The organism is Caballeronia zhejiangensis (assembly GCF_022879815.1).
Taxonomy (GTDB): Bacteria; Pseudomonadota; Gammaproteobacteria; order Burkholderiales; family Burkholderiaceae; genus Caballeronia; species Caballeronia zhejiangensis.
Window position 1 is genome coordinate 554,755 of sequence record NZ_CP084284.1, and the last position, 21,681, is coordinate 576,435.

Sequence of the window (21,681 nt, forward strand, 5' to 3'; positions counted from 1 at the left end):
ACGTGAGCATGTCCATCATCCCCATTCAAACGGCTTCTGTTAAAACGACTTGCCCGTATTGCGGCGTCGGCTGCGGTGTGAACGCATCGCCGAAGAGCGCGACCGAAGTGTCGATCGCCGGCGATGAAACGCATCCATCGAACTTCGGCCGTCTGTGCGTGAAGGGCTCGGCGCTCGGCGAAACGATTGGACTCGAAGGGCGTCTGCTCAATCCGAAACTGCGCGACCGCCGCAGCGGCGCGCTTACCGATGCATCGTGGGCCGATGCCATCGGCACGGTTGCGAGCGGCTTTTCGCGCATCATCGCGGAGCATGGTCCCGACGCGGTCGCGTTCTATGTATCGGGTCAGTTGCTCACCGAGGACTACTACGTCGCCAACAAGCTGATGAAGGGCTACATCGGCAGCGCAAACATCGATACGAACTCGCGGCTGTGCATGTCGTCGTCGGTGGCGGGACACAAGCGCGCGTTCGGCGAAGACCTCGTGCCGATGAGTTATGAGGACCTCGAACTCGCGGACCTCGTCGTGCTCGTGGGATCGAACACGGCATGGTGTCATCCGATTCTCTTTCAGCGCATCGTGAAGATGAAGGAGAAGCGGCCGGAGATGAAGATCGTCGTCATCGATCCGCGCTATACCGCGACTTGCGAAATGGCCGATCTGCATCTGCCGCTCAAGCCTGGCAGCGATGTGGCGCTGTTCAACGGCCTGCTCGCGTTCCTCGCGGAGCACGGCGCAATCGATGCGGCTTTCGTCGATGCACATACCAGCGGTTCCGACGACGCGCTCGCAGCGGCGGGTTCTTCGGATCTCGCGCAAACCGCGAAAGACTGCAAGCTCGATCAACACGATCTGATGGAGTTTTATCGTCTTTTCGCGCGCACGGAGCGCGTGGTGACGGTCTATTCGCAAGGCGTGAATCAGTCGAGCGCCGGCACGGACAAGGTCAACTGCATCATCAATTGCCATCTGCTGACGGGGCGAATCGGCAAGCCTGGCATGGGACCGTTCTCGTTCACCGGCCAGCCCAACGCGATGGGCGGACGCGAAGTCGGCGGCCTCGCGAATACGCTCGCCGCGCATCTCGAGTTCGGCGATCCGCTGCATGGCGAGATGGTGCGGACGTTCTGGAATTCGCCTGCGATTGCAGAGCGCGCCGGATTGAAGGCCGTCGAGTTGTTCGATGCAATCGAAGCGGGCCGCGTGAAAGCCGTATGGGTGATGGGCACCAATCCTGTCGTCAGCCTGCCCGATGGCGATCGCGTGAAGCGCGCGCTCGAGAAGTGCGAGCTCGTGGTTGCATCGGACATCATCGAAAAGACGGATACGAACGCGTTCGCCGATGTGCTGCTGCCCGCGCTCGGCTGGGGCGAGAAGGATGGCACCGTGACGAACTCGGAGCGGCGCATCTCGCGTCAACGCGCGTTCATTCCGGCGCCGGGCAAGGCGCGCGCGGACTGGCGCATCATCTGCGATGTCGCGCGGCGCATGGGCTTCGAAGGCTTCGATTTTGCGGGTCCGCATGAGATTTTCGACGAGCACGCACGGTTGAGCGCGTATCGCAACGATGCGTCGGCGGGCGTGCATCGCGCGTTTCATATCGGTGGGCTGGCCGGGCTCGATCGCGCGCAATACGATGCGCTGCAGCCGACACAATGGCCGTTGCGCGAATCGGCAGAGGGAGGAACGGAGCGGCTCTTCGAAGATCACCGCTTCAGTCATGCAGATGGCCGTGCGCGCTTCGTAGCAACCGTTGCACGCGCGCCCGTGAATGCGCCCGATGACGACTATCCGCTCGTGCTCAACACCGGACGCGTGCGCGACCAATGGCACACAATGACGCGAACGGGCCGCTCCTCGAAACTCGCGGGCCATATCAGCGAATCGTTCATCGACATGCATCCGCAAGACGCGCTCGCATGCGGCGTGCGCGAAGGCGAAATCGCGCGCGTGTCGAGTCGCTGGGGCTCGATGATCGCGCGCGTGCAGCATGGCGGTGGCATGCCGCGCGGCAGCGTGTTCGTGCCGATCCACTGGAACGATCAGACCGCCTCCGACGCGCGCGTCGGTGCGGTAGTGAATCCCGTCGTCGATCCGGTTTCGGGCGAACCGGAGTTCAAGCACACGCCTGTCGCAATCGAGAAGTTTCACGTGACATGGCACGGCTTTTCGCTCTCTCGCGCCGCGCCGCACCTCGACATGGTCACGCACTGGACGCGCGTGCATGGCACGGGCTTCGTCCGTTACGAAATGGCGGGCCGTAATCGTTTCGATGCATCCCATGGCGATCATCACGATTGGGCGCGTGCGCTCTTTCATATCGACGATGAGCACGCTGACTGGATCGAATACGAGGACAAGAGCGCGGGCGTGTATCGCGCGGCGCATGTGGTCAATGAGCGTATCGAGAGTTGCGTGTTCATCTCCGAGCGGCCCGATCTGCCCGCGCGTGCGTGGCTCGCGACGCTGTTCGAAAAGGGACGCCTCGATGACGAGGACCGCGCGAGCCTCCTGCTCGGTCAGCCGATAGGCAAGGGCGAGGACACCGGGCCGACCGTGTGCTCGTGCTTCGGCGTCGGACGCAATACGATCTGCAACGCGATCCGCGACAAGGGATTGAAGACAGCCGCCGAAATCACCTCGTGCGTGAAGGCGGGCGGCAACTGCGGATCGTGCGTGCCGGAGTTGAAGAAGCTCATCGTTGAGACGGAAATGGCGCGTCTCTCCACGGTCTGATTCGTCCGTGGTCTAACGAACGAACGCGGGCGCATGTCGCCCGCGTTTCGCGTTTTCAAGCCTTCCGATTCCTGCGGAGATCTCCGGAAAAACCCTCGAAAACAGGGCGTTTCCGGGCTATTGGTATGCTCGAATGAGCGCTCGCCAACCAAACTCCTTACGATTTATTACCACGTGAAATGGTGTGTTGGATTGCCAACGCATTCGCCGGTTCATCTTCCGTACAGTCACCTCAAAACACAGGCACTAAACAAACGGATGCCTGAAAACAACACCAAAAGGTAATACGGGGATTGCGATGAAGAACGCAAAACTATTCGAACAAGCGGAAGGCCAGCGCGCCACGATCCGCTCATCCCAGGCCAGCATCGACCTGTTGCACGAACGACGACTTCTGATCGACGTGCGAGCCTCATTCCCAGTCTGATTCGTCAAGCCGCCCCAAAGGGGCGTCCTTTCTCAAACGCTCGCTGATCCATCGAAGCCAGATTCGATCAGACGTCGGAGATAGGAATACTAACGAAACGATATTTGCTGTATCCGCTACATACCGGCGTCGATGTAGCTGGAATTGACTGTGCGCCTACACTTGGAGACCTCACCATGCAACGCAAACTGATCGCAGCAGCCGCCGTCCTCTCGCTCGTTTCCGCCGCTGCCTTCGCAACGGGCACGAACTCCAGCTCGAGCTCGACCTCGGGCGGCACGACCAGCGCAGCCGTGTTCGGCTTCGGCTCGTTCACCGCAACCAACGCGGGCGCCGCCAACGGCCACGCTTCGTCGATCGCCGGCCAGGGCTACGGCGTGACGGGCAACACGACGAACGCGACGACGAGCCACATCAACACGTCGTCGGTGGGCGGCAAGGGCTTCGGCGGCTCGACGGCGACGGGCGTCTCGGGCGCCGACGCTGCCGCGAATGCCTGGAGCAAGCTGGGCGGCGGCTGGCGCTAAGCACACGGCGACGGACGGCGAACTTCGCCGCAACGGGGTTCGCTTTCCCGCAACCGATGTGATCCCGGTTCGAACAACAAAAAACGAAATCCAATCTTACCGATTCGATAAGGAATGCAAATCATGAAACGCACTCTGATCGCTGCTGCACTGCTCTCGCTCGTCTCCGTCGCCGCGATGGCCACGACCACGAACTCCAGCTCGTCCTCGACCTCGGGCGGCACGACGTCCGCTTCGGTCTCGGGCTTCGGCCGCTTCACGGCGACGAACTCGGGCACGGCCAACGGCAATGCGCAATCGATCGCCGGCAACAAGTTCGGCGTGACGGGCAACGCCACCAACGCAACGACGAGCCACACGAATACGTCGACGGTGAGCGGCTTCGGCCACGGCAACGCACAAGCGGGCGGCACCTCGGGCGCGGACGCAGCGGCCAATGCATGGAGCAAGCTGGGCGGCGGCTGGCGCTAAGCTGGTCGGCGACTCAAGGCAGGGGCGGCGTCATGACGAGCGTGCGCTTGCGGGATACCGCCTTTGCCGAACTCATAAAAAAACTCTAAGTCGTCCGGGACCGTCATGCGCTGTGGCGTTCCCCTTTTCTTCCGGAGAACCAAAATGAACAAGACCACTCTGCAATTGGCATGCGCGGTGCTGTTTTGCGCCGCGCAACTCGCCCACGCCGACACCACCGCCAATTCCTCGTCGGGCTCGGTTTCGGGTTCGACGTCGACGGGCATCGGCCAGGGCGGCGGATCGAGCCTCAACAACATCGGCACGTCGGCGAATTCGACGGCCAACACCAGTTCCAATTCGTCGTCGGTCGGCGGCCTCGGCGTCGCGACGGCGAGCGGCGGCCGTTCGACCGCGCAGGGCGGCTCATCGAATGTGAACATCTCGCTGACGATGCCGCAACTGACGACATCCGGCACGGATGCAAGCGGCGCCGATGCGACCGGCAAGGCGGCCACGAGCGGCCCCGGCACGAGCGCCTTCGACACGCGCACGACGGTCGACTACAACCAGAGCTCGTACTCGGTCCGCACGACGCCGTCGATCGCCGCACCCTCGCTCACCACGACGCTCTCCGACACCTGCATGGGCTCGGCCAGCTTCGGCCTGTCGATCACCGGCTTCGGCGCGACCGGCGGCACGACGCTCGTCGATCAGGCTTGCGTACGCCGCCTCGATGCACGCGAATTCCGCGCAATGGGCCTGACCGATGTCGCGCTCGCGCTCCTCTGCCAGAGCGAAGCGAACCGCCGCGCCGTCGAGGCGACGGGTCATCTGTGCCCGGGCACGACCACGCCGCTCGCGAAATCGGGCGAGGACGCGGTGCTGTCGGATGACGAGAAGTATCGCGATCCGCTGGTGCGCGCGCGCCTCGGCCTGCCGGTGACCGCCGCCAACAATCCGGAAGTCAGCATGAAGACGCAGAACGAGGCCAAGCAGGCTCAGCCGGCGCCCGCGAAGCAGGTCGCGCAGCCGACGCCGGTCGCCGCTCGCGTGTACGATCAGGCTGATACGAATGGCGTCGAAGTGGCGAGCACGCCCATCGGCGAAAAGATCGAAGTCTCGCTGGTGAAGTGAGGAAGCAACAGGTCCAATGGCAGGGTGACGCCATGGAGCGAGAGAGACGCGCCTGAGCAATCGGGCCGTCTCTACCTTTGAAGGGTTGGCTTTTGAAAGACTGGTCCCGGAGAGTCAACCCTCGTTTTCCCGCTGAGGCATGCGATGAAGAGTCACAAGAAAATGGCGGCCATCGCGCTCGCGGCGAGTGCGACGGTCTCGATGATGCCGATGAGCGCGCGCGCCGATGCAAGCGCCGGCGTGATCTGGGCCGCGAACCCGGTCGGCGTGCAGTCGATGCCCGATGCGCAGGCGCTCGCGCTCTTGCCTTCGAGCGGCTACGTGCCCTTGCAGACGTCGGGCGGCAAGTGCCTGCTCGTCGCGCGGCGCGGAACGCAGATCGTCGCAGTGGAGTTGTCGCCGCTCGCGATCGGCGCGAAGGTGATCGGCTGGAAGCCGCAGCAGATCGACATGAGCACGGTCACGTCGAAGTGGGGCTACGTGCCGCCGCAATCGTCGATCGATACGAAGAGCTTCGGCAATCCCGTCACGAGCACGATCTCGGAAGCGAACAAGACGGATACGTCGAAAGGCGGATCGTATGCGCGCGCGAGCAGTTGGGGCAATGGCAACGTCGAAGCGCATAGCAGCGCGATCGCGTCGGCAACGGGCGAGACCGAAGCCGCCGAATCGGTGACGGTGAACGGCAAGACGTATCGCAAGTACAGCCACTTCAGGCCGGCGACAACCGAAGCGCCGATGGCCGCATCGGATGAATACTTCTGTCAGTGATGCACGCGCTTCATGTCGTGGCGGACTTCCGTTCCACGACCGGCGGCACGGGCAAGGCGACGTCTTCGACGGGTCGCGATTCAGTGCCGAAACGCGCGACCGAGAACGAGAACGTGTTGACGCCGTTCTCGCTCGTCGCCGACACGGTGCCGCGATGCATCTCGGCCACCGCCTTCACGATGGCAAGCCCGAGGCCGTGATTCTCGCGGCTATTCGTGCGCGAACTTTCCGCGCGATAGAAGCGGTCGAAGAGATGCGCCATCACATGCGGCTGGATCGATTCGCCGGGATTGGCCACGGCGATGCGAATGCGCCCATGTTCCCGCGTGATGGCCACGGAAATCGTCGCGCCGGGCGCGCAATGCTGAATTGCGTTCATCACGAGATTGGACAGCGCACGGCCGAATAGCGACGTATTGACGAACGCGCGCGCATCGCCGTTCGCGACGGCGCGCACTCGCGCTTCTTCCAGCGGAATCTCGAGAAACTCCAGTGTGCGATTGACCTCCGCCGCGAGCGACACTTCGACGAGTCCCGTCGCGCGTTCGCCTTGATCGGCGCGCGCGAGAAACAGCATGTCGTTGATGATCGCGCGCACGCGTTCGAACTCCTCGAGATTCGATTGCAGCGTGTGACGCAGCTCGTCGATCGAACGATCGCGCGTCAAGGCGACTTCCGTCTGACCGATGAGAATCGTGACCGGCGTGCGCAATTCGTGCGCGACATCGGCGTTGAAGGATTCGAGCCGGCCATATGCGTGATCGAGCCGTTCGAGCGCGCCATTGAAGGACTTCGCGAGATCTTCGAGTTCCATCGGCAGCGCGCGCGTGTTCAGGCGTTGCGATCGATTGGTCGGACTCAGCTTCGATGCATCGCGCGTGAGGCGCGTGAGCGGTGCGAGGCCGAGCCGCGCGACCGAATAACTCAGCAGCAGGACCGCGACCGTGGCGAGCGCCATCAGCGCGGCGAGCGCGAGACCGAACGCGCGCATCGTATGAACGTTCGGCGAGCAATCGATCGCGACGAAGAGCTGCAGCGGCGGACGATCCCCGTTGGGCGGAATCGTGAGCGTGGTCATCAGCATGTCGTAGGCGCGATCTTCCGGACGGAAGTGAACGTAACCGCCCATCACGCGCTTGACGACGCGGCCCGCGGGCGGCGAGCCGTATTCATAGCGCGGATCGTTGCTGGACACGGCAAAGAGCGTGGAGCCGTCGCGCGGGGTGATGTCGGCGAGCTTCTCCTTCGCGATCTTCCATTTCTCCGGCGTCGATACATGCGTGACGATGAGCCGCGCAATCTCCGCGCGATTGTCGAGCGAGTCGCGCAAATGCTGCTCCAATTGCACGCGCAGCACGAGAAAGAGTCCCGAGCCGACGAGCGCGAACACGAACAGCGCGACGAGCGCGAACATGACGGCGAGCCGCCGCGAAATGGAGCGTTGCGTGCGCGGCTCGCGCGCGTCGCGTGCCTCGCGTGGCGTCGACGATATCCACTGCGTGTTCATGATGGTCTCGCGTCTTCCCTTGCTTCGCGCGTGTCGCGAACTTCGCGCACTTCGAGCACATAGCCCATGCCACGCACGGTATGAAGCAGTTTGGTGCGGAACGGTCCGTCCAGTTTCGCGCGCAGCCGCTTGATCGCCGTTTCGACGACGTTCGTGTGACTTTCGAAATCGACTTCCCAGACGAGCTCGGTGATCGCGGTCTTCGAGAGAATGTCGCCGTGACGGCGCGCGAGCACCGAGAGCAACTGAAATTCCTTCGCGGTGAGGTCGAGCCGCACGCCGTCGCGTGTTGCGCGGCGGCCGATCAGATCGACATACAGATCGCCGACCGATATCAATGTCGATTCCTGCGCGCGCGTGCGGCGGGCGAGCGCATGCAGACGCTCGACGAGTTCGAGAAACGAGAACGGCTTCGTGAGGTAATCGTCCGCGCCTTCGCGCAGCCCGCGCACACGATCGTTGATGTGATCGCGCGCGGTCAGCATGATGACCGGCGTCGACTTCTGGAGGCGCAGCGCCTTCAATACCGCGAAGCCGTCGCGTCTTGGCAGCATCACGTCGAGCACGATCACGTCGTAGTCGTATTCGATGGCGAGATGCGTGCCTTCCTCGCCGTCCATCGCGACATCGACGACCCAGCCTTGCTCGGTCAACCCCGAGCGCAGGTAATCCACCACTTTGTGTTCGTCTTCGACTATCAGGACTTTCATGCCTGGCACCTGTGCGCGTTCAGTGTGTGTTTACCGCATTGTTCAACTGCTAACTATACGAGCCTCGCGGGCATCGTGCTTACGTTTTCTTTCTACTCGCCCGAAGTAGTTGCGTTCGCAAGCTTCTGATCGTCGTTCGATGCAGTGTCCCATCCGCCGCCCAATGCCTTCACGAGCGCCACCGATACGGTGCGCTGCTGTCCGCGAATCTGCACGTCCTGTCGTTCGCTCGTGAGCAATTGCTGCTGTGCGGTGATGACGTCGAGATAGGCGACGAGCCCGCCCGAATAACGATCGTTCGCGAGCGACAGCAAGCGTTGCGCATCGACGACCGCGGCGTGCGACTGTTTCGCCGCGCCGTCCAGCACCGACAATCCGACGATGCCGTCCTGCACTTGCTGAAACGCGCCGAGCACCGTCTGCCGATAATTCGCGACGGCCGCGACATAGCCTTCGTTCGCGAAATCGACGGCTGCCGAGCGCCGTCCGCCATCGAAGATGACCTGGCTTGCCATCGTCCCGATGGTCCACAAAAGGCTCGGCGCGGAAATCAGACTTGAGAACGCCGTGCTTTCCCAGCCGACCGTGCCGTTCAACGTGAGGCTCGGAAAGAACGCCGCTTTCGCGACGCCGATCTGCGCATTGGCCGCGGCCATCGCACGCTCGGCGGATGCGACATCGGGCCGGCGTTGCAGTACATCGCTCGGCACGCCGAGTGGAATCGGCGGAAGCGGGCGTTCGTTCAATTCAGGCGCGATCGAGAATTGCGGCGCGGGCGTCCCGACGAGCGCGGCGATCGCATGTTCGAATTGCGCGCGCTGATTGAGCAGCAGTTGCGCCTGCACGCGCGTCTGATCGAGTTGCGCTTGCTGCTGCAATACATCGAGGCCTGACACCGCGCCGAGATCGTGTTGCGCCTGCACGTAATCGAGCGCTTTCTTTTGCAGCACGACAGAACGATTCAGCACGTCGATCTCCGCATCGAGCTCGCGCATCGAGAAGTAGTCGCTGGCGAGATCGGTGGTCAGCACGAGACGCGCATTCGCGAGATCGTCGCGCGACTGATCCGCCGATGCATGCGCGGCCTCCACTTCGCGACGGATGCGGCCGAACAGATCGACGTCGTAGTTGACCGTCGGCGCGAGCTTCAGATCGCTTTGAACGGTAGCATTGCTCGGCGTCGCGTAGTTGGTGACGGGCCGGTTCTTCGAAATGCGCGAGCGCGACGCGTTTGCACCGAGATTGACTTCAGGCAGCGCCAGCGCGGATGTTTGCGCGAGCGTCGCGCGAGCCTGTGCGTAGTGCGCGCTCGCCGCGGCGAGCGTCTGATTCTGTGCGAGCGCCTGCGTTTCGAGACCGTTCAACGTCACATCGCCGAAGCCTTGCCACCAGTCGGGCGCGAGCGGCGCATGCGACGGCTCGCCCACGCGCCAGTACGAATCCGTCTTCCACGTAGGCGGCGTTGCGGCGACGGGCCGATGATAGTCGGGCCCGACCGTACACGCGGCAAGCAGCGAGACGAGCGTGATGCCAAGCGCGGTCTTCATGATGCGGCCTTGCTGCCCGACGCGGGCTGTCGTTGCGTTTGCTGCGGCGCGATCACGACGTGATCGCCATCGGCGATCGAATCGCTCGGGTTGATGATGACCTTGTCGGTCGCGTCGATTCCGCTCTCGATTTCGAGCGATTGTCCGAGATCCTGCGCGATCACGATCTTGCGCAGGCTCACATGACCGTTGCCATCGACGACCGCGAGACGTGGACCTTCGGAACGGAAGAGCAGCGCGTTGCCTGGCACGAGCAGACGCGCGTGCGCGGTCGCGGGCACGGCGACCTGCACATACGCGCCGGGCCGTAGCCGCCCATCGGGATTCGGCAGCGTCACTTCGACTTGCAACGAGCGCGTGGGCACGTCGATCGCGCCGGAGATGTGGGTGATCTTGCCGTGGAACTGTTCGCCGGGCAGCTCCGCCTGCGTGACCGTCACGTCCTGTCCGACCGATACGTTCTGCGCGTAAGCCTGCGGCAACTGCACGAACACGCGCAACGGGTCCGACTGGGCGAGCGCGAAGAGCGCGCGGCTCGTGCCGCTGCCCGCATCGATCAGATCGCCGACATCCACATTGCGCTGCGTGACGACGCCCGCAAAAGGCGCGACGATGCGCTTGAACGATTCGAGCTGACGCAGACGCTTCACGTTGGCATCGGCGGCCGCGAGATTCGCGACGTCCTGGTTGTACGTGCTCTGACGCTCGTCGAGTTCCTGTTGCGACACGGCATCGCGCTGACGCAATTGCTGCCAGCGTTCGAGCGAGCTCTTCGCGAGTCCGAGGCTCGATGCAGTCTGATCGCGTTGCGCGACCGCTTGCGCAAGCTCCTGATCGATCTCGGGCGTGTCGAGATCGGCGAGCAACTGGCCTTGCTTCACGCGCGATCCGATATCGACATACCAGTGCAGCAGATAACCCGTCGCACGCGCATAGATCGGCGATTCGACGAAGCCGCGCAAGGTCCCCGGCAACGTCGTTTCGCCGCCGCCATCGGTCTCTTTAGGCATGACGACGTTCACGTATTGCTGCGCGTTCTGCTGCGTGCGCGCGGCGATGGAATGGCTATGCAGCACATCGGTGACGACCGTGCGCGCCGCGCCTATCGCGAGCAACGCGAGCACGATCACGAGCGCGATCTTCGCGCGTTTCCATTCGACGTTGCGCGGCGGCAGCGCGGGCCCTTCGTTCGGGTCGCGAGCGGGAATCGCAAGCGATGCGTGGTTCTTTTCAGTCATGTTCGTCGGGATGCTTTGATGTCAGTGTTGGCCGCTGCCGTCTTCATGTTGCGTGTTACCTCTTCGCGCGGCGCGCCGTGCAAGACGTGCGTGAATGCCTGCGAAGACGAGCGGCACGAAAAAGAGCGTGGAAACCGTTGCGAACAGCAGGCCACCGATCACCGCGCGGCCGAGCGGCGCGTTTTGCTCGGCGCCTTCGCCGAGGCCGAGCGCCATCGGAATCATGCCGATGATCATCGCGAACGCGGTCATCAACACGGGGCGTATGCGGCTCGCGCCCGCCTCGAGCGCGGCGGTGAGCGGCGGCATGCCCGCGTTCAGACGCTGTCGCGCGAACGAGACCATCAGGATGCTGTTCGCGGTGGCGACGCCCATCGTCATGATCGCGCCGGTCAGCGCGGGCACGCTCAGGTGCGTGCCGGTGAGAAAGAGCATCCAGATGATGCCCGCGAGCGCGGCGGGCAATGCGCTTACGATGACGAGCGGATCGATCCACGACTGGAAGTTCACGACGATCAGCAGATACACGAGCACGATCGCCATCGCGACGCCCAGTCCGAGGCCGACGAACGACGTCCGCATCGTCTCGACCTGACCGCGCACGACGATCTGGCTGCCGCGCGGAAGCGTCTTCTGCGCTTCATCGACGAGTTGATTAACCTGGCGCGCGACGCTGCCGAGATCGCGGCCTTCGACGCTCACGAAGAGATCGATCACGGGCCGGATGTTGTAGTGCGTGACCACCGCGAACTGATTCTTCGGCGAGAGGCGCACGAGATTGCCGAGCAGTTGCGTGGGACCGTTGAGCGATGCGGACACGGGCGTTCGCAGCAGTTCGTCGATCGATGAAATCTGATACTGCGGCGTCTGCACCGCGAGGTTGTATTCGACGCCGTTGCGCGGGTTGAACCAGAATCCCGGCGCGGTTTGCGAGCTTCCCGAAAGCGAAACCAGCACGTTCTGCGCGACGTTGCTTGCGGACAGATTGAGTTGCTGCAGGCGCGTGCGATCCATCTGCAAATCGATGGCCGGTTCGTCTAGCTTCTGCTGGATGTGCGTATCGACATTGCCGGGAATCATGCGGATCTGCTTCATCAGCTTGCTCGCGACTTCGAAATTCGCCTGGCCGTTCTGCCCTTGAATCTGCACGTCGATGGCGGCGGGCAAGCCGAAGTTGAGAATCTGCGTGACGATGTCCGCAGGTTGAAAGAAGAATTCGACGCCGGGAAAGCGGCGCGGCAGGAGCGCACGCAATTCGTCGATGTACTTTTGCGTCGGCGAATGATCCGCGTTGAGCGCGACCTGAATTTCGCCGTCGAGCGTGCCGATCGTTCCGGCATTGCTGTACGACAGGTTGATGCCGCTATAAGGCAGACCGAGGTTATCCAGTATCGTCGCGAGTTCGTCTTGCGGCACGATCTGGCGCACGACCTTTTCGACTTCATCCGCGAGTCGCGCGGTCTCCTCGATGCGCGTGCCGGTCGGCGCGCGCATGTGCAGGCGAATATCGCCCGCATCGACGCTCGGGAAGTAGTCTTCGCCGAGCACGAACACGAGGCCCGCCGACAACAGGCAGAAGCCGAGAAAGAGCGTCGCGAACAGACGCCGCTTCACGAGCAGGCTCGACAGAATCACGATATACGCGCCGCGCATGCGCTCGAAGCCGCGATCGAAGCGCTGATGCAGACGCACGAAGAGATTCGGCTTTGCCTTCGCATCGGGTGCGTGCGCGTGGCCCATCAACAGCATCGCGAGCGTCGGTACGAGCGTGCGCGAAAGGATGTACGACGCGAGCATTGCGAACACGACGGCTTCCGCAAGCGGCACGAACAGGAACTTGGCGACGCCGGTGAGAAAGAACATCGGCACGAACACGATGCAGATGCACAGCGTCGAGACGAGCGCGGGCACCGCGATTTCACCTGCGCCTTCGAGGATCGCGTCGTGCAGATTCGTGCCCATGTGCAGATGACGCTCGATGTTCTCGATCGTGACGGTGGCATCGTCGACGAGAATGCCGACTGCGAGCGCGAGGCCGCCGAGCGTCATGATGTTGATCGTCTGCCCGAGCGCATGCAGCACGATCAGCGACGAGAGAATCGAGAGCGGTATCGAGATCGCGATGATGCAGGTGCTGCGCCAGTTGCCGAGAAAGAGCAGGATCATCGCGGCGGTGAGCGCGGCGGCGATGAGCGCTTCGCGCACGACGCCTTGCACGGCGGCCTTCACGAACACCGACTGATCGAAGAGCGCGCTGATCTTCAGATCGGAAGGCAGCGACGCCCGCGCTTGCGGCAAGAGATCATGCAACGTATTTACGATGGACAGCGTCGACGCGTTGCCGTTCTTCAGCACCGAGATCAGCACGCCGCGATGCCCGTCCTGACGCACGATGTTGGTCTGCGGCGAGAAGCCGTCGCGGACGTGCGCGACTTCGCGCAGATAGGTCGTCGCGCCGTTGATCGTGCGAACCGGAATGTCGTTCAGGCCCGCGACGGTCGCGGGCGAACCGTTCATGTCGACCGTATATTCGCGCGGGCCGATCTTTGCGGTGCCGGTCGGAAGGATCAGGTTTTGCGCGTTGACGGCCTGGACGACATCGGTCGGCGTGAGTCCTTTTGCGAGCAGCGCGCGCGTGTCGAGATCGACGGAGATGAGGCGCGTCTTGCCGCCATACGGATAAGGCACGGCCGCGCCCGGAATCGTCACGAGTTGAGGGCGCAAGAAATTGAGCGCGGTATCGTTCAGGTCCTGCTCGGATTGCTTCGGACTCGAAAGCCCGAGCTGAATCACCGGAATGCTCGACGCCGAATAGCTGATGACGAGGGGCGGCGTCGCGCCCGGCGGCATCTGCTTCACTTGCGCCTGTTCGACGGCCACTGTTTGCGCGATCGCGGTCTGGATGTTCGCGGTGGGCTGCAGAAAGAGCTTGATGATCGCGATGCCTTGCAGCGATTGCGACTCGATGTGCTCGATATTGTTCACCGTGGTCGTGAGGCTGCGCTCGTTGACCGACGTGATGCGATTGGCCATGTCCTGCGCGGAAAGGCCTGTGTAATTCCAGATGATGCTGACAACCGGAATGTCGATTTCGGGAAGCACGTCCACAGGCGTCGTCACGAGGACGAACGGCGTCGCCAGCAGGATCATGATGGCCATCACGATGAACGTGTATGGCCGCTTAAGCGCAACGTTGACTATCCACATTGAGTCGTTCGGAAGAAGCTGGGAGAGGGCGCTGCGAATGAGGCGAATGCAACGCGCGGGACGCAATGACGGAGCGGGGCGTGCGGTTCGCCATCAGTGTCGTTATGGTAGTGGCCGGGTGCCAACGACAATATGACGTGAATATGGCGCCGATGTCAGATAAGGCGGTTTGAAAGCAAGCTTGCGAAAGCCCATGGTAGGGCGGAGCATTCGCATCGGACAGCGGGGAATAGCGAAGCGCGAGCGCGGGTTACGCGCTTCGAAGGGACGCGAGCGAGACGGCGCGGAAGGCCGCGCGTGTCTCGTTCGATGAGCGTGCGTTACTGCGGGGTTTGACCGAGCGGCGTCGTCGACATCGTGCGTCCCGAAGACGACGAACCGTCGCTGGACGAGCCATATGCGCTTTGCGCGCTGACCTTGGCTTCGGCTGCCTGGATGTCGTTCGGATAGAACGCATCGCGCTCGGACGGGTTATAGCCGGCTTGTTCGACGCGTTGCAGATCCGCTTTCACCTGCGCGCGCGTGAGACCTTCGGATTGTGCGAGCGCGGCGAGCGGCGCGGCAGCAAGGGCGATTACAGCGATGCGTGTGACTAGTTTCATGGCGCACTCCTCATGCGGGTAAAAATGAACGGGACGTGCGGTTGCGCGATATGCAGCGTCGGCACGCTCGCTACAGCCACCACTGAATTCTATTTGTCGTACCGTGACGAGATGCTGGCGATGAGATGACGCTTTGGTCAGATTGGGGCTGTCTGTGAATGCGCGCAGCCGGTGATAGACTCGCCCGCGAGACGCGCCTTGTAAGCTACCTGAACAACATCGTTCGCGGATGTTGTCCCCGATATCCCATCAGGACTCGATAAATTGCCGTTCAATCTGCCGACCACGGCCACCGCGCCGTTTTGCCCATCGGAAGTCAAAGGCTCCGTCGCCGTTTCGCCGGGCGCGCCGCTATGGAAGAAGCTTCTGCAATTCGCGGGGCCGGGCCTGCTCATTTCCATCGGCTATATGGACCCGGGCAACTGGGCGACGGATATCGAAGCCGGCTCACGCTACGGCTATAGCCTGCTCTTTGTCGTCGTGTTGTCGAGTCTTGCGGCGATGGTGCTGCAATGTCTTTCGATGCGCCTTGGCATCGTCACGGGAAAGGATCTCGCGCAGCTATCGCGTGAGCGTTACGCGAAACCGGTCGCGAACGTGCAATGGATGCTCGCGGAGTTATCGATCATCGCGTGCGATCTCGCGGAAGTGCTCGGCGGCGCACTCGCGTTTCATTTGCTGTTCGGCGTTTCGCTGATGTGGGGCGTGGTGCTCACCGCATTCGATACGCTCATCGTGCTGGGCCTGAAAGGCAAGAACTTTCGCGATCTCGAAGCCATCATGCTCGGGCTCATCGCGACGATCGGCGTCGGTTATATCGTCGAGCTCGTGCTCGTCAAACCGCATTGGCCTTCGGTTGCTGCCGGGCTCGTGCCATCGATTCACGCGTTGAGCGATCGCGAGCCGCTTTATCTCGCGATAGGCATTCTCGGCGCGACCGTGATGCCGCATAACCTGTATCTGCATTCCTCGATCGTGCAGACGCGCGTGGTGAATCGCGATGCGAAGAGCCTTGCATCGGCGATCAATCTTTCGCGGCTCGATACGATCGTGTCGCTCGTTCTCGCGCTGCTGATCAATGCGGCGATCCTGATTCTCGCGGCATCGGCATTTCACGCGACGGGGCACACGCAAGTGACCGAGATCGAAGATGCGTACAAGCTGCTTGCGCCTATCGTGGGAACCGGGCTTGCGGCGATTCTCTTCGCGGTGACGCTCTTTGCATCGGGCCAGAGTTCGACGTTCACCGGGACCATTGCAGGGCAGGTCATCATGGAAGGGTTCCTGCAACTGAAAATCCCGTGCTATCAGCGCCGATTCATCACGCGGGCGCTTGCGCTCGTGCCAGCGTTGATCGGCGTGTACGTGATGGGCAACGGCGCGGTCGGCAAGCTGCTCGTCGCGAGTCAGGTCGTGCTGAGCCTGCAACTGCCGTTCGCGCTTTATCCGCTGATCCGGATGACGAGCGATCGCGGCCTCATGGGAGCGTTCGCGAACAAACCGTCCATGAAGCTCGTCGCGTGGGCGCTGTTCGTGGTCATCAGCGCGGCGAACGTCTGGCTCGTGGTGCAGACGGTCGCGGAGTGGCTCGGCTGAAATGAAAAAGCGCCATGCACGATTCGATGTGCATGGCGCTTCGTCAAGCCGCGAGCGTTGTCTACTTCACCACCGCCGCCGGCGCATCCGACTTGACCGAGACCGGCGCGGGAAGCGCCGCTTCGACAGGCCGCGTTTCATCGACCGTGGTTCTGCCGCCATCGCGGAAGAACGCCTGTTCCGCGGCCTTGTTCAGCACGAGAATACTGATCCGCCGATTCGTCGGCTCGTCGACGACATCCTTGTTGAGCGGCAGCACGTCGGACAGTCCACGCACTTGCAGCACCTTGCTTTCCTTCATGCCGCCCGCGACGAGCGCGCGCCGCGCGGCATTCGCCCGCTCGCTCGAAAGCTCCCAGTTCGAATAGCCCGCCTGACCGCCGGAATAGGGCACTGCATCCGTATGCCCCGCGATCGACACGCGGTTATCGACATCGTTCAGCGATGCGCCGATGTTCGTCAGAATCGTCGTCACATAGCTTTCGAGTCTCGAACTGCCCGATGCGAACATCGGCCGCTTGAGCGAATCGACGATCTCGATACGCAAGCCTTCACTCGTGATCGCGATGCGAATCTGATCCTTGTACGCGCGCAGCGCAGGCGTCTGCTCGATGAGCGCCATCAGCTTCTGCTTGAGTTGCTGCAGCTTGCGCAAGTCGTCCATCGCAACGGCAGCGCGCGCGATCGATTGCGGCACCGGTTGCGTCTGGGTCTTGTTGCCTTCACCCGGACGCGTGCTCGACAGATCCCTGCCGCCGCCCGCGATGACGCTCGTATGCGCCGACGCGCCGCCATCGTTGCCGAACAATGCGGAAAGCGGCGTATTGAAGTATTGCTCGATGCCTTCCTTGTCGTACTTCGATGTCGATCCGAGCAGCCACATCAACAGAAAGAACGCCATCATCGCGGTGACGAAGTCGGCGTAGGCGATCTTCCATGCGCCGCCATGATGGCCGTGTCCGTGCGCCTTCTTCTTGCGCTTGACGACGACAGTCGGCGCAAGCACGGACTGCAGCGGATCGCGTGACGGTTTCTCAGCCATGTGCGTTGGTCCTTTGCGTACCCGATGTCATCACGAAGCCGCCTTCGGCATCTTGGTGGCACGAACCGCGTCGTCGAGTTCCTTGAAGCTCGGACGATCGGCGGTGAAGAGCACCTTGCGGCCGAACTCGACCGCGATCGTCGGCGCATAACCGTTCATCGATGCGAGCAGCACGGACTTCACGCACTGGAACGGCTTCGCTTCGGCCGCGCCCTTCGCGTTGAGCAGGTCCGCGAGCGGGCCGATGAAGCCGTACGCCAGCAGAATGCCGAGGAACGTGCCGACGAGCGCACCCGCGATCATCTCGCCGAGCACGGCGGGCGCGGCGCCGACCGAGCCCATCGTGTGCACGACGCCCATCACCGCGGCGACGATACCGAATGCAGGCAGGCCATCGGCCATTTTCTGAATGGCGTTCGCGGCGATCGAGCTTTCGGTGTGGTGCGTGTCGAGCTCTTCGTCCATCAGATCCTGCATTTCGAGCGCGTTGACATTGCCCGCCGACATCATGCGCAGATAGTCGACGATGAAGTCGAGCAGATGATGATCGGCCATGACGTGCTCGTACTTCTGAAAGACCGGGCTGGACTCGGGCGCATCGACATCGGCTTCGAGCGCCATCATGCCTTCCTTGCGCGCCTTCTGAAGCAGTTCGTAGAGCAATGCGATCAGCGCGAGATATTTCTCTTTCGTGTAGCCGCCGCCCTTGAACGCCTTCGGAATCGATTGCAACGTTTTCTTGAGCGTCGCGGTCGGATTCGACACGACGAACGCGCCGATCGCCGCGCCGAAAATACACAGCAGCTCGAACGGTTGCACGAGGGCCGCGAGGTGGCCCCCGACGCCGACGAAGCTTCCGATCACCGAGCCGATGACCAACAACCATCCGATGATGACAAACATGATTTCTCCGCAAAAGTCCGGGCGCCGCGGGCCGTGCGTGCTCGGGATTGAGACGCGCACGGCTCGCGACGCATTGTTCGCTTGTTGTTGGACTTATCGGCGCGAAAGTGCCGGAGATTTAGGGTGTCGCGCGCAAGTTTTTCTTCGCATATGTTTGCGGCGTAAATGTTACGTTCGTGGCGCCGCTTACTTCGCAGGTAATGGATCGCGTGATCATGTTTCGTCTAACATCGGTTGCATGAACTCGACCCTCGTACATCCGGCCGTTCGATCGGACGTCGGCGCGCTATTGCGCGAATGGCGTCAGCGCAGGCGCATGAGCCAGCTCGATCTCGCAGGCGTTGCGGACGTGTCCACGCGTCACCTGAGCTTCGTCGAATCGGGCCGCTCGCTGCCGAGCCGGGACATGCTGATGCGCCTCGCCGAGCAACTGGACGTGCCGCTGCGCGAGCGCAACACGCTGCTCGTCGCGGCCGGTTATGCGCCGCTTTATCGCGAGCGCGCGCTGGCCGATCCGCAACTTTCCGCTGCCAGGCGTGCTGTCGATCTCGTGCTCAAAGGGCATGAGCCGTATCCCGCGCTCGCGGTCGATCGTCATTGGACGATGATCGCGGCCAACGCGGCTTTCGCGCCGCTCGTCGCATCGGCGGATGCGCAATTGCTCGTGCCGCCGGTCAACGTGCTGCGGCTGTCGATGCATCCGCAAGGTCTCGCCGATGCCATCGACAACTGGCACGAGTGGCGCGCGCATCTGCTCGCGCGCCTGCGCCGGCAAATCGACGTGTCCGGCGATGCGACGCTCGTCTCGCTCTTGGCCGAACTGGAGGCGTATCCCGCGCCGCGTCACGCGACCCACGAGCCGCGCGGCGAGACCGATCCCGTCGTCGTGCCCTTGCGTTTGCGCACGCAGCACGGCGTGCTGTCGTTCTTGAGCACGACGACGGTTTTCGGCACGCCCGTCGACATCACGTTGTCGGAGCTTGCGATCGAAGCCTTCTTTCCCGCCGACGATTCGACCGCCGCCATCCTTCGCGAACTCGCCGACGCAAGACGTTGAGCTTGCGTCGCGCCGCGCATGCTTACAGAATTGAACCTAGTCGACATGCGCGGATCAATGAGAAAGCAGGCTGCGCGCCGCTTGGCGCGCAGCCTGTGTCAGCTTTTGTCCAACCAACGCGGAAGGCAGCGATGATTCAAACATTCGAACAAGTGATCGGCGGGCAAACGATGCAGTTTTGCGCCAGCATCGCGGAGGGCGGCGGGCCGCTGCGCGTCATCATCAGCCGTGCGGATTCGGCGGAATCGCTCGTGATCGTCGAAGCGGACGGCATCATCGGCGCGATCAAGGCCGAAGTGGAAGCGCCCGATACGCTCGTCGCCGATGCCGTTCGCAAGGCGCAGCAGGAAGCGCTCATCGAGCGTGCGCTGGAAACCGGCGCGGTGCAGACCACTAGCCTGTAACGCTCTTCGTCCACGAGCATCAGTAAGAATGCCCGCGCCGCTTTCAAGGCCGCGCGGGCATTGCTTTATGCGCGCGATGGCCGCCCGGCGTTCTACATGCGCGGTTCGCCGTTTTTCGGATCGGCGGGCACCATCGGCGTCGCGGAATCCGGGCCGTCAGGCATGTCCGGATCTTCGGGGTTCGGCGCGGCGTCGGGATCGAGCAGCTTGTCCGGGTCCGGTTCGAGCGGCTCCTCGGGGGAGCGGGGCATTGTCGACATGGTGTTGTCCTCAAAAGATTCGCGGCTTTACCTGGGCGTTGCAACGGCCGTTCCCGACGTCCGTCTCTAGGTAACACGTTCTTCGGCGTTCGCGCTCGCCGGATTGTTCACATGACGCGCGATCAACGCGGCGCACAACAGAAGCGCGACGGAGATCGCCGCCGACCAGCGCACCGCATCGACGATCTGGTGCGCGCTCGCCGCGCCGTCGCCATGAGCCGCGAGCGCGCCGAACGCCGCGACGCCGATCGCGCCCGCCGCCTGCCGCGCCGTGTTGAGCACCGCCGACGCCGTGCCCGCACGCGGCTGGCCGACGGTGCCGAGCAGCGCGGTCGTCATCGCCGGGACCGCGAGTCCCATCCCCGATGGAATCAGCAGGAACGGCACGAGCAGCGCGGCCGTGGGCGTCGTCGCATCGACGAAGGCGAGCGCGGCGAAACCGGCGGCGTCGAGCAGCGCGCCGAAGATCATCGGGCCGCGCGAGCCGAAGCGCGCGACGACAGGACCGCTCGCCAGGTTCGAGATCAGGAATCCGCCCGTCAGCGGCAGGAACGCGGCCGGTCTGCAAGGGCGTGTGACCGAGCACGCGCTGCAAATACAGGCTCAGCACGAAGACCATTCCATAGTAGGTGAGATTCACGCCGATACCGAAGGCCACGGCCGCGCTGAACGTGCGCTCGGCGAAGAGCGACAGCGGCAGCATCGGCGTGCGGCTTTCGCGCTCGATCGCGATGAACGCGCCGCCCGCCGCCAGCGCGAGCAGCAAAGCGCCGATGACGAGCGGATGCATCGGTCCGAGCGGGCGCAGTTCGATCACCGCGCCGACGAACGAGGCGAGCGCGACGATCGCCAGCGCCTGGCCGGGCAGGTCGATGCCGCGCGCACGACCGGCATCTTTGGGTCGCGCGTTTTCTATCCACGCGAGCGTCGCGACGATGCCCGCCGCGCAGATCGGCAGATTGACCCAGAAAATGCTGCGCCAGCCGAACGCCGCGATCAGCACGCCGCCGACGATCGGTCCCGCCGCGATCGACACCGCGCCCGCCGCCGTCCACAAGCCGACGGCTCGCGCGCGCAGACGCCGGTCGTGGCCGCACGCCGCGTTCAGCAGCGCGAGCGAGTTCGGCAGCATCGCCGCCGCGCCGACGCCCTGCAAGGCCCGCCCGGCGATGAGTTGCGTCGCGTCGCCGGAAAAGGCGCACGCGAGCGACGCCAGCGCGAACAGCGCGAGTCCGCCGACGAACATGCGCCGCGCGCCGAAGCGGTCGCCGAGCGAACCGGCCGAGAGCATGAGCGCGGCGAAGGCGAGCGCGTAGCTGTCGATGGTCCATTGCAGGCTCGCGACGCTCGCACCCAGATCGTGGCCGATGCGCGCGAGCGCGACATTCACGATCGAGACATCGAGTTGCGAGACGACGAAGCCGACGCTGGTCGCCGTCACGGTGAGCGTCTGCCGGTGCGGACAGACGCGTTTCGGATGAAGAAAGATTCGAGTTCATGCCGGCCATCGTAGGCGCGCGGCGCGGCCGATGTTTCGGCGTGGGCCGAAACGTGAAAG

17 protein-coding genes and 1 pseudogene are annotated in these 21,681 nt (G+C 63.2%); 8 read left to right on the forward strand and 10 right to left on the reverse strand.

Translation table 11 applies throughout. The annotated features are described in order from the left end of the window. Window positions 1-8 precede the first annotated feature (8 nt). The 5 genes from LDZ23_RS17065 to LDZ23_RS17085 all read left to right on the forward strand — a co-directional run bounded on the left by LDZ23_RS17065 (window position 9) and on the right by LDZ23_RS17085 (window position 6,050). The gene (locus tag LDZ23_RS17065; RefSeq protein WP_034471868.1) at window positions 9-2,738 is read left to right on the forward strand and encodes a nitrate reductase; all 2,730 of its coding nucleotides are present in this window, start codon (window positions 9-11) and stop codon (window positions 2,736-2,738) included. A gap of 603 nt (window positions 2,739-3,341) precedes the next feature. Then, on the forward strand, window positions 3,342-3,692 hold the full coding sequence (locus tag LDZ23_RS17070) for a hypothetical protein (protein WP_008353592.1): 351 nt from the start codon (window positions 3,342-3,344) through the stop codon (window positions 3,690-3,692). A gap of 123 nt (window positions 3,693-3,815) precedes the next feature. Next, entirely contained in the window at window positions 3,816-4,163 is a 348-nt protein-coding gene (locus tag LDZ23_RS17075; protein WP_008353591.1) for a hypothetical protein, read from the forward strand. 144 nt (window positions 4,164-4,307) lie between these two features. Then, window positions 4,308-5,279 (forward strand): hypothetical protein, encoded by a 972-nt coding sequence (locus tag LDZ23_RS17080; protein ID WP_008353590.1) that lies wholly within the window; start codon window positions 4,308-4,310, stop codon window positions 5,277-5,279. Between the two features lie 144 nt (window positions 5,280-5,423). Beyond that, window positions 5,424-6,050, forward strand: a complete 627-nt coding sequence (locus LDZ23_RS17085) for a hypothetical protein (protein ID WP_008353589.1) — start codon at window positions 5,424-5,426, stop codon at window positions 6,048-6,050. Between the two features lie 10 nt (window positions 6,051-6,060). Here LDZ23_RS17085 and LDZ23_RS17090 read toward each other — a convergent pair whose 3' ends face one another. The 6 genes from LDZ23_RS17090 to LDZ23_RS17115 all read right to left on the reverse strand — a co-directional run bounded on the left by LDZ23_RS17090 (window position 6,061) and on the right by LDZ23_RS17115 (window position 14,861). Next, the gene (locus LDZ23_RS17090) at window positions 6,061-7,464 is read right to left on the reverse strand and encodes a heavy metal sensor histidine kinase (protein WP_051079086.1); all 1,404 of its coding nucleotides are present in this window, start codon (window positions 7,462-7,464) and stop codon (window positions 6,061-6,063) included. An 89-nt stretch (window positions 7,465-7,553) separates the two neighbouring features. Continuing rightward, on the reverse strand, window positions 7,554-8,267 hold the full coding sequence (locus tag LDZ23_RS17095; protein WP_008353587.1) for a heavy metal response regulator transcription factor: 714 nt from the start codon (window positions 8,265-8,267) through the stop codon (window positions 7,554-7,556). A gap of 92 nt (window positions 8,268-8,359) precedes the next feature. Then, on the reverse strand, window positions 8,360-9,814 hold the full coding sequence (locus LDZ23_RS17100) for an efflux transporter outer membrane subunit (RefSeq protein WP_008353585.1): 1,455 nt from the start codon (window positions 9,812-9,814) through the stop codon (window positions 8,360-8,362). Next, entirely contained in the window at window positions 9,811-11,052 is a 1,242-nt protein-coding gene (locus tag LDZ23_RS17105; RefSeq protein WP_008353583.1) for an efflux RND transporter periplasmic adaptor subunit, read from the reverse strand. The genes LDZ23_RS17100 and LDZ23_RS17105 overlap by 4 nt, the downstream gene beginning before the upstream one ends. Window positions 11,053-11,073: 21 nt before the next feature. Further along, a complete protein-coding gene (locus LDZ23_RS17110) occupies window positions 11,074-14,259 on the reverse strand; it encodes an efflux RND transporter permease subunit (RefSeq protein WP_244808198.1) in 3,186 nt (1,061 codons plus the stop codon). A gap of 320 nt (window positions 14,260-14,579) precedes the next feature. Further along, window positions 14,580-14,861, reverse strand: a complete 282-nt coding sequence (locus LDZ23_RS17115; protein ID WP_008353580.1) for a DUF4148 domain-containing protein — start codon at window positions 14,859-14,861, stop codon at window positions 14,580-14,582. A 264-nt stretch (window positions 14,862-15,125) separates the two neighbouring features. Between LDZ23_RS17115 and LDZ23_RS17120 the strand changes: the two genes are divergently transcribed. Beyond that, on the forward strand, window positions 15,126-16,457 hold the full coding sequence (locus LDZ23_RS17120; protein ID WP_008353579.1) for an Nramp family divalent metal transporter: 1,332 nt from the start codon (window positions 15,126-15,128) through the stop codon (window positions 16,455-16,457). Window positions 16,458-16,518: 61 nt separating this feature from the next. On the opposite strand, the gene motB is transcribed toward LDZ23_RS17120, so the two are convergent. Both motB and motA read right to left on the reverse strand, forming a co-directional pair. Beyond that, window positions 16,519-17,499 carry a flagellar motor protein MotB gene (motB, locus tag LDZ23_RS17125; RefSeq protein WP_008353578.1) on the reverse strand — a complete coding sequence of 327 codons (981 nt, stop codon included), beginning with the start codon at window positions 17,497-17,499 and terminating at the stop codon, window positions 16,519-16,521. Window positions 17,500-17,529: 30 nt separating this feature from the next. Then, window positions 17,530-18,402 (reverse strand): flagellar motor stator protein MotA, encoded by an 873-nt coding sequence (gene motA / locus LDZ23_RS17130; RefSeq protein WP_008353577.1) that lies wholly within the window; start codon window positions 18,400-18,402, stop codon window positions 17,530-17,532. Window positions 18,403-18,640: 238 nt separating this feature from the next. Here motA and LDZ23_RS17135 point away from each other — a divergent pair, with 238 nt between their 5' ends. Further along, a complete protein-coding gene (locus tag LDZ23_RS17135) occupies window positions 18,641-19,459 on the forward strand; it encodes a helix-turn-helix domain-containing protein (protein WP_008353576.1) in 819 nt (272 codons plus the stop codon). Window positions 19,460-19,590: 131 nt separating this feature from the next. Then, the gene (locus LDZ23_RS17140; protein WP_008353575.1) at window positions 19,591-19,863 is read left to right on the forward strand and encodes a hypothetical protein; all 273 of its coding nucleotides are present in this window, start codon (window positions 19,591-19,593) and stop codon (window positions 19,861-19,863) included. Window positions 19,864-19,955: 92 nt separating this feature from the next. Here the strand turns inward: LDZ23_RS17140 and LDZ23_RS17145 are convergent, their stop codons facing one another. Together LDZ23_RS17145 and LDZ23_RS17150 are read right to left on the reverse strand one after the other, a co-directional pair. Next, window positions 19,956-20,123, reverse strand: coding sequence for a hypothetical protein (locus tag LDZ23_RS17145; RefSeq protein WP_008353574.1), 168 nt, complete (start codon window positions 20,121-20,123; stop codon window positions 19,956-19,958). A 66-nt stretch (window positions 20,124-20,189) separates the two neighbouring features. Beyond that, window positions 20,190-21,612 (reverse strand): annotated as a pseudogene (locus LDZ23_RS17150) (MFS transporter). Between the last annotated feature and the right edge of the window lie 69 nt (window positions 21,613-21,681).